This is a genomic window from Ruegeria sp. CDSA241, from assembly GCF_059611265.1.
Map to the genome: position 1 here is coordinate 175,339 of NZ_JBXWPF010000004.1, position 10,180 is coordinate 185,518.

9 protein-coding genes are annotated in these 10,180 nt (G+C 57.6%); 5 read left to right on the forward strand and 4 right to left on the reverse strand.

The features are described 5' to 3' along the window. The first annotated feature begins 66 nt into the window (after positions 1–66). The 4 genes from trkA (at position 67) to hflX (ending at position 4,618) form a co-directional block, all read left to right on the forward strand. Complete coding sequence (gene trkA, locus AC2FJV_RS05595; protein ID WP_142633524.1) at positions 67–1,443, forward strand: Trk system potassium transporter TrkA; 1,377 nt, start codon at positions 67–69, stop codon at positions 1,441–1,443. Further along, complete coding sequence (locus AC2FJV_RS05600) at positions 1,443–2,981, forward strand: TrkH family potassium uptake protein (RefSeq protein WP_496712964.1); 1,539 nt, start codon at positions 1,443–1,445, stop codon at positions 2,979–2,981. Before trkA ends, AC2FJV_RS05600 begins: the two co-directional genes overlap by 1 nt. Positions 2,982–3,107: 126 nt before the next feature. Further along, positions 3,108–3,347, forward strand: a complete 240-nt coding sequence (hfq, locus tag AC2FJV_RS05605) for an RNA chaperone Hfq (protein WP_010440340.1) — start codon at positions 3,108–3,110, stop codon at positions 3,345–3,347. After that, positions 3,347–4,618 carry a GTPase HflX gene (gene hflX, locus AC2FJV_RS05610; protein ID WP_496688268.1) on the forward strand — a complete coding sequence of 424 codons (1,272 nt, stop codon included), beginning with the start codon at positions 3,347–3,349 and terminating at the stop codon, positions 4,616–4,618. Before hfq ends, hflX begins: the two co-directional genes overlap by 1 nt. A 52-nt stretch (positions 4,619–4,670) precedes the next feature. On the opposite strand, the gene AC2FJV_RS05615 is transcribed toward hflX, so the two are convergent. The 4 genes from AC2FJV_RS05615 to hemB all read right to left on the reverse strand — a co-directional run bounded on the left by AC2FJV_RS05615 (position 4,671) and on the right by hemB (position 9,521). Continuing rightward, positions 4,671–5,063: an SgcJ/EcaC family oxidoreductase gene (locus tag AC2FJV_RS05615; RefSeq protein ID WP_496691158.1), complete on the reverse strand. Its 393-nt coding sequence runs from the start codon at positions 5,061–5,063 to the stop codon at positions 4,671–4,673. Between the two features lie 106 nt (positions 5,064–5,169). Continuing rightward, positions 5,170–7,632: a penicillin acylase family protein gene (locus AC2FJV_RS05620; protein ID WP_496693460.1), complete on the reverse strand. Its 2,463-nt coding sequence runs from the start codon at positions 7,630–7,632 to the stop codon at positions 5,170–5,172. Between the two features lie 173 nt (positions 7,633–7,805). After that, positions 7,806–8,381, reverse strand: a complete 576-nt coding sequence (locus AC2FJV_RS05625; RefSeq protein WP_142633534.1) for a lipid-binding SYLF domain-containing protein — start codon at positions 8,379–8,381, stop codon at positions 7,806–7,808. A gap of 141 nt (positions 8,382–8,522) precedes the next feature. Next, positions 8,523–9,521 carry a porphobilinogen synthase gene (gene hemB, locus AC2FJV_RS05630; protein ID WP_496712966.1) on the reverse strand — a complete coding sequence of 333 codons (999 nt, stop codon included), beginning with the start codon at positions 9,519–9,521 and terminating at the stop codon, positions 8,523–8,525. Positions 9,522–9,640: 119 nt separating this feature from the next. Between hemB and AC2FJV_RS05635 the strand changes: the two genes are divergently transcribed. Next, positions 9,641–10,168 carry a component of SufBCD complex gene (locus tag AC2FJV_RS05635; RefSeq protein WP_142633539.1) on the forward strand — a complete coding sequence of 176 codons (528 nt, stop codon included), beginning with the start codon at positions 9,641–9,643 and terminating at the stop codon, positions 10,166–10,168. Positions 10,169–10,180 lie beyond the last annotated feature (12 nt).

Sequence of the window (10,180 nt, forward strand, 5' to 3'; positions counted from 1 at the left end):
TACAAACTAATTGACCGTCTGGGGGGCATCTGTCATTCAAAGATTTCAGGCAGAAGGGCCAATAGCATGAAGGTCATCATTTGCGGTGCGGGTCAGGTTGGCTGGCAGATTGCACGGCATCTTTCGGGCGAGTTGAACGACGTTACTGTGGTTGACAACAATCCTGATCTGGTGCGACGGGCGACCGAAACCTTGGATGTTCAGGGGATTGCGGGATTTGCAAGCTATCCGGATGTTCTGAACCGAGCGGGCGCGCGCGATGCGGATATGATTATTGCTGCCACCCATTCGGACGAGGTGAACATGGTCACCTGTCAGATGGCACATTCGGTTTTCTCCATTCAGCGCAAAATCGCCCGGCTTCGGTCGAAATCCTATCTCGAGGCGATTCATTCAGATCTGTATCGCCGCGATCACCTGCCGATTGATGTGGTGATCAGCCCCGAGCGCGAGGTTGCCGCAGCGGCGATGCGCCGGTTGTCTGCCCCATCCGCCTTTGACACCGAGATGTTCATGGATGGCAAAGCGCAGTTGCTTGGCATTCGCATCGCCGAGGATTGCCCGATCGTGAACACGCCATTGCGGCAACTGACCGATCTGTTTTCGACGCTCAGCTCTATCGTGGTGGGTGTCCGGCGCGAGGGTACGCTGTTTGCCCCGGAATCCGAGGACCAGCTGTTTGTCGGTGACGAATGCTATGTCTTTAGCAATGTCAAAGACGTGGACCGCACGATGGAGGTTTTCGGCAAGGCGCAAAAACGGCAGGACCGGGTGGTGATTGTCGGCGGTGGTAATGTCGGTCTTGAAGTTGCTCGGACATTGGAAGAACGTGAAAGCCGCGTTCGTGCCAAGATAATTGAACGAGACCGCCACTGTGCGGAAGTGGCAGCCGAAGCGCTTGAGCGAACGATTGTCCTTCACGGTGATGGTCTGGACGCGGCGCTGCTGCGCGAAGCTGGCATCGAACGCGCGGATGCAATGTTGGCCGTCACGGATGATGACCGTGTAAATATGTTGGTTGCCGTGCGTGCCAAGGCCGAAGGTTGTGCTCTGGCGATTGCACTGATCAATGATCCCAGCATGGTTGCCCTGATGGGGCCGCTGGGTATCGACGCCTATATCAACCCCCGCGCCACCACCGTCAGTTCGATTCTGCGCCATATTCGGCACGGACGCGTGCGGCAGGTCTACTCCATCGGAGATGCAGAGGCCGAAGTGATCGAGGCCGAAGTACTTTCAACCTCGCCCATGGCCGGGCAGAGGCTGCGCGACATTGATTTCCCCGAAGGTGTGCTGGTTGGCGCCGTGCGTAAGGGCGATGAGATGTTGCGCCCCACCGGTAGTCTCAGGATTGAAGAAAAGGATGTGGTGGCGATTTTTGCCTTGGCCAAAGACGTCCCCGAGGTGGAACGGCTGATGCAGGTCTCGATCGATTTCTTCTGATGGCGCATGCACGGAAAAAACAGGTTAGCCTTGTACGGCGATTGCCGCTGTTTCTTCTGATCTGGGGTATTTTTGCCGCCGCTATGTGGATGCCTGCCATATTTGCGCTGGTGCTGGATGATCACGACACGTCCCGGTCGTTCTTCTATTCCGGGTTGCTGGGGTTGTTCGTGGTCGGGATCATCTCGCTGGCAACATCCAACAGAATGCCGCGTCGAGGGACATTGGGCCAGTTGGCGGTCTTGTTAGGCTGCTTCACCGTATTGCCCTTGTTTCTTGCGATCCCTCTGCATGATGCGTTGGGCAATACGAGCTTTCTGAACGCCTATTTCGACATGGTCAGCGCATTGACCACTACCGGGGCTGATTTGTTTCCAGATCCAGACCGGTTGTCGGCGCCGTTACACCTTTGGCGGGCTCAGGTCGGATGGATGGGCGGGCTTTTGATGTGGATTTCAGCGGCTGCGATTCTCGCGCCGTTGTCGCTGGGCGGGTTCGAGGTGACAGCCCGCGGTCAACCCGGTCGCCCGGTTTCAGGCGTGGCGCAAAGCGAGATGGTAGACCCTCGCGGGCGTCTAATCCGTGTCACGCTGACTTTGACGCCGGTTTATGTCGGGCTGACCGCTGTCATTTGGCTGTTGCTCGTGATCGCAGGAGAGCAGGGTCTGACCGCCATCTGTCATGCGATGTCAACCATGGCCACATCGGGTATCTCACCGGTTGGTGGGCTTGAGGGAGCGCAGGCCGGGGTAACCGGTGAGGCCATCCTGTTTCTGTTCCTGTTCTTCGCTTTGTCGCGTCTTACCTTTTCCTCGGACACAGCTACCTCCGGATATTCGCGGCTGGATAAGGACCCCGAGTTCCGGATCGGGCTCATGATCGTTGCAGGCGTAGCGGCGCTGCTTTTCTTCAGGGTTCTTGCCGGCGTCAGCGAAATTGGCGGCCAGATGGAGCCTCTTCAGGCGTTGAGCGTAATTTGGGGCATGATTTTTACGGTCTTGTCATTTCTGACAACCGCAGGGTTCGAAAGTGCAAACTGGGATGATGCCCAGCAAATTTCCGGTCTGGGCACCCCGGGATTGATCCTGATGGGGCTTGCGCTGATCGGCGGTGGAGTTGCAACAACGGCGGGCGGGGTAAAGCTGTTGCGGGTTTTCGCTCTGTACCTTAACGGCGCGCGCGAAATTGACCGTTTGATTTACCCGTCTTCAGTCAGCGGAGTAGGTGGCGGAAACCGTCGCATCCAAAGCGATGGGGCCTTTATCGCTTGGATATTTTTCATGATGTTTGCCCTGACAGCTGCTGTGTTCAATGTGTTGCTTGCTGCCATGGGTACGGGGTTCGAACACGCTATGGTGCTTAGCGTTGCCGCGCTGAGCACGACAGGGCCGTTGATCGAATTGGCAACCGATGTTCCTATCCGATTGATCGACCTTTCGGGCGGTGCCAAGCTGACCATGTGTGCCGCTATGGTGATCGGCAGATTGGAAACGCTGGCGATTATTGCCTTGATCACACCCGCTCTATTGAGGGGTTAAGAAACAATAACCATGCTAGTGACTGATTTTTCATCTGGAATATCAGTTAACGACACTCCATACTCCGCCGGAGGGAGCGCGTTGGTCCGCAGCGCGTAGCAAGAACAATGGCGAGATTATAAGAATATGGCTTCGGACAGACAGAATCTGCAGGACGCGTTCCTGAATAATGTACGGAAAGCAAAAGTCCCGGTCACAATTTTCCTGATCAACGGTGTGAAATTGCAGGGTGTGATCACCTGGTTCGACAACTTCTGCGTATTGTTGCGCCGCGACGGACAGTCGCAGCTGGTCTACAAACACGCGATTTCGACCATCATGCCATCGCAGCCGATCAGCCTGTATGAGGGCGAAGACGCCTCTTGATGGAACATGAAAGGGTGCGCACCCGAGCGTGGGTGCTGCATCCGGAAATCAAATCAGATGAACAGCGCCGCGTTCCAGGACCGGCGCTGGCAGAAGCGGTGGCGCTGGCCGCTGCATTGCCCGACCTTGATGTGATCGGATCCGAAGTTGTGCGCTTACCTCGGGCGCAGGCCGGTTTTCTGTTCGGTAGCGGCAAGATCGAGGAACTGGCCGAACGGTTGCACGAGAACGAAGTCGAGCTGGTTTTGATCGACGGATCGGTTACGCCCGTTCAGCAACGCAATCTTGAAAAGGCGTGGAAGGTCAAGATCCTCGACCGGACCGGGCTGATCCTCGAAATATTCAGCGACCGCGCGCGCACCCGTGAGGGCGTATTGCAGGTGGAAATGGCCGCGCTGAGTTACCAGCGGACCCGGCTGGTGCGTGCCTGGACCCACCTGGAACGGCAGCGGGGCGGATTGGGCTTTGTGGGTGGCCCGGGTGAGACCCAGATCGAAGCGGACCGCCGGGCCATTGATGAACAACTGGTGCGCTTGCGTCGTCAGTTGCAGAAGGTGGTCAAGACCCGCACGCTGCATCGCGCCGCGCGGGCCAAGGTGCCATATCCGATTGTGGCGTTGGTAGGTTATACCAACGCGGGCAAATCAACCCTGTTCAACCGCCTGACCGGGGCCGATGTCATGGCCAAGGACATGTTGTTTGCCACCTTGGACCCCACCATGCGCCGGGTCGAACTGCCTGACGGTCCCGAAGTGATCCTGTCGGACACGGTGGGGTTCATTTCGAACCTGCCCACCGAGTTGGTCGCCTCATTCCGGGCCACGCTGGAGGAAGTGTTGGGCGCTGATATCGTGGTTCACGTACGCGATATCAGCCACGATGAATCTGAGGCGCAGGCGAAGGATGTCGAAACTATCCTGACTTCACTGGGTATTGACGATACGCGGCCCCGGATTGAGGTCTGGAACAAGATCGACCTGCTGTCCCCGGATGAGCGCGAAGCAGCGACGGCGCGGGCAGAGCGGGATCAGGGGATTTTCGCGATTTCAGCCGTCACCGGCGAAGGGATCGCCCCGCTTTTGGCGGAAATTGCCGTCACGCTACAGGGCGTACGTTCTGAGGCAACGCTGGAACTGGGATTTGCCGAAGGCAACAAGCGCGCGTGGTTGTTCCGCCAGGAGGTCGTGCGGTCCGAAAAGCAGACCGAAGATGGCTTTGTGATCGACGTGCTGTGGACAGAGAAACAAGCTTCGCAATACGCAGCGCTTTGAACCCTGACTGGGGAAGAACTTTCCTATACCCATCGAACAAAGTGGTCCGTGATCAGCCGTCAATCTGGCGCTGAAAATCCTCGGCATCGAACCAACCCAAAGAGTTCTGGACCTGGTTGGTGTCGGTCATTTCCCATTCTTCCCAGCCCCGCGTCACGACGTGATTGCCGGTTTTGGAATGGTGCCCTTCAAGGGTCCAGACAAATATTGCGTGGCTTCCCGCCCAGCGAAACATGTCGCAGCGGACCTCAAGATCGGGGAAATCAGTGTAAAACCCGCGCGCCATTTCCGCCACTGCAGCGCGGCCAATGATCGGTTCTCCACGGTTGATCGTGATCTGTCCGTCGGGCGCATAGAAACTGGCAACGGCCTCGGGGTCGCCCGAGCTCCAGGCGATCGCATAATCTCGCGCGAGATTGTTCAGCTTATCCCGGATACTGGCCATTTGGTCCCCCGCACACAAATCCTAGGCCTATGGATCGTATGCCAAACGCCATTCAGCGTCCACGCGATGGAAAATAAACGGGCGAGGTCTTGCCGAAGCACAGACCTTAGCGGGGGATAAGGGTGGTCACTCCGACGGCGGCTGCATGTGCCAGGTCAAGGTCCAGGGACATCGGGATGTATTCACCCCGACGCCAAAGCTGGGCCTGATCGTCATAGTAGCGTGACAGGAAGTGACCTGACTGGCCCGTAGCCGTAATAAAGACCGAGCTGTCGGGATCCGCAAAATCATATACGCCGCGATAGCCTGCACCGTGCACGTTCTGAAACGGATCAGGGCCTTCGCCAGATGTTCTGCCACGCAGCAGGGTGTTGTCGCCACCACTGGTGGACTGTCGGATATTCACAAAGAATCGCAGCACCGGAACCGATCCCAGAACCGGGTGGTCATGCGTCGCCTGATGCGCGTCACCCCAGCGTAGAGATTCCAGTGATCCTCCGTATTTTTCGGAAATCCAGATCAGCGCATCGTCCAGTGCCATACGCGCCATATCGGTGCAGGTCTCTGTCGGCGCGCTCTGACGCACATTACACCAGGCCGAAGCTCCGTCGATGTCGCGATAGACACGTTCGATGAACAGTGGTTCGACATGTTTGTATTCAGCCGCCAGGGGGCCAAGCTCATCTGCGATCAACCGGATTTGCAGCGCCCGAACCCAAGCAGCATAGATCAGGGGTTCTGGCAGGTGTTCATTCATCTCGCCATTCCACTCGGCCAAAAGGTTCAGCGCGATCTGGCGCTGGCGTTCCTGGGTGCCTTCGGGGGCAGAGGCGCCGGTGTACCACAGATCAGCCCCGATCAGCGGAAGCAGAGAGCGCGCGGTAAAGCTGACCGTGTCCAGCTGTGCCTCGATAAAGCTGTCGCGCGTGTGTACCTCGCGCGATTGCATCAGCCGTTCCCAGCGATGGATGCGCTGCGTATCCCCCCATTCAAATGAGACATGTTCGGGAAATGGCCGGTCGATGATCTTGTTGTTTGTGTTGCCCAGAATGCCGCCCGCAGGTGCGACGAATTCGGGGTTGTCAGCATAGGGCAGGCGGCCTTGCCACCGGTTTTCGGCCAGCCAGCCAGGCGTCGGAATACGCCCCCGGCTTTGGTTCTTTGCGGCACGGTGCGGCATTGCACCGATCAGCTTCATGCCGATCGTGTCCTTGTCGACCAATGACAGGTTCTGAGATGGCGCCATGAACAGCTCGGCTGCGGTGATTGCTTGTCGGACAGTGTCCGCATTCATCAGCGCCATTGAGGCTGACATGGAAGTGTCCCGTGCGCTCAGGGCTGTCCAGGACAGCGAAGCGACATGACCCGGCGGCGTGATCGTCCCAAGATCGTAATGGGTGCCCGGCAGAACCGGTCCGTTCTCGGTCCAACGCAGGGTCAGAGTGATTGGGGCTTCGTCTTTGATCTCGATGATCGAAGGGCGGCTGCGAAAGGTCTTGTATCCTTCGGGGGTCAGGTATTCCTCGGGGTTTTCTGGGTTCAACTGCTCGATATGGATGTCCTGATCATCCAGATAGGATGAGGTCAAACCCCAGCCCAGCCGATCACTGCGTCCGGTCATCACCGCCGGGATGCCGGGGATCGTGGCACCGATCACGCCGCCTTTGGCCAGTTCCAGACGGGCCAGATACCAGATGCCCGGCGCTGTGAAACCCAAATGCGGATCATTGGCCAGAAGCGTCCCTCCGCTGGCAGATCTTGTGGGGGCGGCAGACCATGCGTTCGATGCTCCGGCCAATCCGCGCTTTGGAAAGGGCGAGATGGGCGTGTCCGGCATCGACGATCCGGCCGCATATCTGGGCAGGTTAGGAAACAGGGCGGCGTATTCGGGCAGAGCGGCGATTCCCGGCCCGGGAACATCAGGCAGAATATCCGCCAGTCGGGTCTGGTCATCCAGCATAAGCGATGTGCGCGCGCGCAGCACTTCATCCTCAAGATGGCCAGAAAGTTGCAGGCTCATGAGTTTGATGACGGCCAGGCTGTCGCCCGGTTGCCAGGGCGATACAGGCGCATTGAACAAAAACATCTCTGGCGCACCACGGCCCAATGCGTTTTCGTTAATCTCGGCCAGTCGTGCATTCACCCCGGCAGCATAAGCGCGCAGGGCCTCTTTGGTATAGTCGTCCTGGGCTTGTACCGACCGGTGTGCAAGCCCGTACAGATCAAACCGCCGCAACAGCTTGTCGATATGAACAGTGCGAGCGCCAAACACTTCGGACAATCGGCCCTGCGCTGTCCGGCGCAGAACAGTCATCTGCCAGAGGCGATCCTGTGCATGGGCATAGCCAAGCCCAAAGAAGACATCCGGGTCTGATGCGCCCAGAATATGGGGAACATTCGCTGTATCCCTGACAACCTCAACCGGCGCAGTCAGGCCATCAACTTTAACGGTCTGATCGTAGTCCGGCAGGGACTGGCTGGCCAGAAAATACACCAGCAACACAGCCGCCAATGTCAGCAGAACAAGACCCGAGGCGATACGCACAAGCCAGCGAAAGACAATTCCCATCAGCGGTCACATTTCCGTTCACTCTATGATTGCGCAGACACTAGAGGATGGCCGCACGGATCGAAAGAGGAACCGCATGAGAACATGCGTGTTTACCGCGGTTTGAATGAAAAACCCCGCTTCGGGCGTGATGCCGAAAGCGGGGTGTCTTGAGGGGGGAGGGTAGTCCGGTATCAGGGAATGATGCGGGTGTATTTCGTGCCTTCGACCGTCGCGCCGAACTTTAGCCCTGCCTGTCCGAAGACCGCCGCCAGAACCGGCGAACGCAGGGTGGTGGTGTCGGTCGACAGAGAGTCGCCCGTCGCATCGACCACGTAGCCGACTTCGGCCCCGGCGGTCCATCCGCTGGAACGGCGGAAATCGTTCAACGCGTCCTGTGTCATGAAGAACAGGACATGCGCATATTGCTGGGCACCGATTTGCAGGCCGGCGGTTCCCGAAATTGCGGAATAGTAATCAACTGTCGCGCCCTGAATGCGTAGCGCGCCTGTGCCGTAGGCACCGCCAAAGACGATTAGTCCGGCATCGGTTATCAGAGGCATGACCAGCATGCCGTTGGCCTTGTTCGCGATTTCGAGCGTGTTGGGGTAGGTGGCGTACATCTGGTTCAATGTCGCATCCACACGGGCGTCAATCGTCGCTGCGTTGGAACTGCCGACGCCATTGCCGCAAGCGGCGGTCACTGACAGACCGGCCATGCCAAAAGCAAAGCCACGACGGCTTAATCGAGTAGGTTTGGAACTGCTCATGTTTTTTATCTCTGTATAAATGCCTGATTGTCGGGTGCTCCCGATCTTGTCCGCAAGAATACGCCGATTGTCGCCTCGTGTCACGGGAAAGCTGCCCAGTGACCAAAGATAGTCGGCGAAAAATCGCGGAAACGCGGGGGATTAGCCCTGCAGGATCCGGGCGGCCTGAGGCGCGAAATAGGTCAGTATCCCGTCGCAGCCCGCGCGTTTGAACGCCAGCAGACTTTCGAGCATGACCTTCTCTCCGTCGATCCAGCCATTCTGCGCCGCGGCCTGTATCATCGCGTATTCACCCGAGACCTGATAGGCATAGGTCGGCGCGCCAAACGTGTCCTTGACCCGGCGGCAGATGTCCAAATAGGGCATGCCGGGTTTGATCATGACCATGTCTGCGCCTTCGGTCAGGTCACGCTCGATCATGCGCAGCGCCTCGTCCGAGTTTCCGGGGTCCATCTGATAGGTCTTCTTGTCCCCGGTCAGCGCGCCCGAGGCGCCCACTGCATCTCGGAACGGTCCGTAGAACGCACTCGCATATTTGGCCGCATAGCTGAGGATCATCACGTTGTGATGGTCTGCGCCTTCCAGGGCGCGCCGCATTTCACCGATCCGGCCATCCATCATATCTGACGGTCCGATGATGTCGGCGCCCGCATCTGCTTGCGCCAGCGTCATCTTTACCAGCGCCTCGATCGTTTGATCGTTTATGATCTCACCATCGACCACATATCCGTCATGGCCGTTGATATTGTATGGGTCCAGCGCCACGTCCGTCATCACCGCGATATTAGGTGCGGCTTTCTTGATGGCGCGAATGGCTCGGTTGGACAGGTTATCGGGGTTCCACGCTTCGGCGCAATCTTCGGTCTTTAGGGAGGCGTCGGTGTAGGGAAAGATGCAGATTGCCGGGATACCCAGGGCCTGCGCTTCGACCGCAGCCTGTGCGATCAGATCGACCGAGCGGCGCATGACACCAGGCATCGAGGGGACAGGCTCTTCAATACCTTCGCCGTCTCGGACGAAAACCGGCCAGATCAGATCATCGGTGGTCAGTGTATTCTCGCGGACCAGCCCCCGCACCGCCTGTGATTGGCGTGTTCGACGAAAACGGGCCAGAGGATAGGGGGCAATGGTCGGTTTCATGACGCGCTCTCCTTGTAAATTCCAGCATTGGGTGGCATGAATTCCGTGTAGTCTCAAGGGTAACGATGGACGCGTCTTTGCGAAGAAGGTCCCTGAAGACGGAAATTAAGGGCTGACGCGTGGACTTATACTCTTCGATTTTTGAACTCATCGACATGCGCAGCTTTTCGAATCTCTGGTATTGGATCGGGCTTGCGGTGTTGTGGTCATCGGCCAGCCACTGGGCCATGGGCGTGCCGTATGACCTTGTTGTGCGCGCAAGACGGGTAGGCGGGCAATCGGAACAGGATTTGATGGATATCGTCCGCATTAACGGAAACCGATTGCTCTATATATTGGATGTATCCGGCCTCGCGATATTAGCGTTTAGTTGTTTTTTGTTCACGGGTCTCGCCACTTTGGGGTTCTATTACGGTGTCGAATTCGCGCAGGCCGTGTTTTTGTTGCTGTTTCCGATTTGTCTTGTCGTGCTGATCAATGTATCAGCCGCGCGGAAACTGCGCAGGGAAACACCCAGTCTGGAGTATATTTCCAAGATTCTTACGCGCTGCCGGATCTATACCCAGATAGTTGGTATGATTTCGATCTTGATCACTTCGCTTTGGGGCATGTACCAGAATTTTTCCATCGGCGTCCCGGGTTGGTAAAATCAGAAAGGC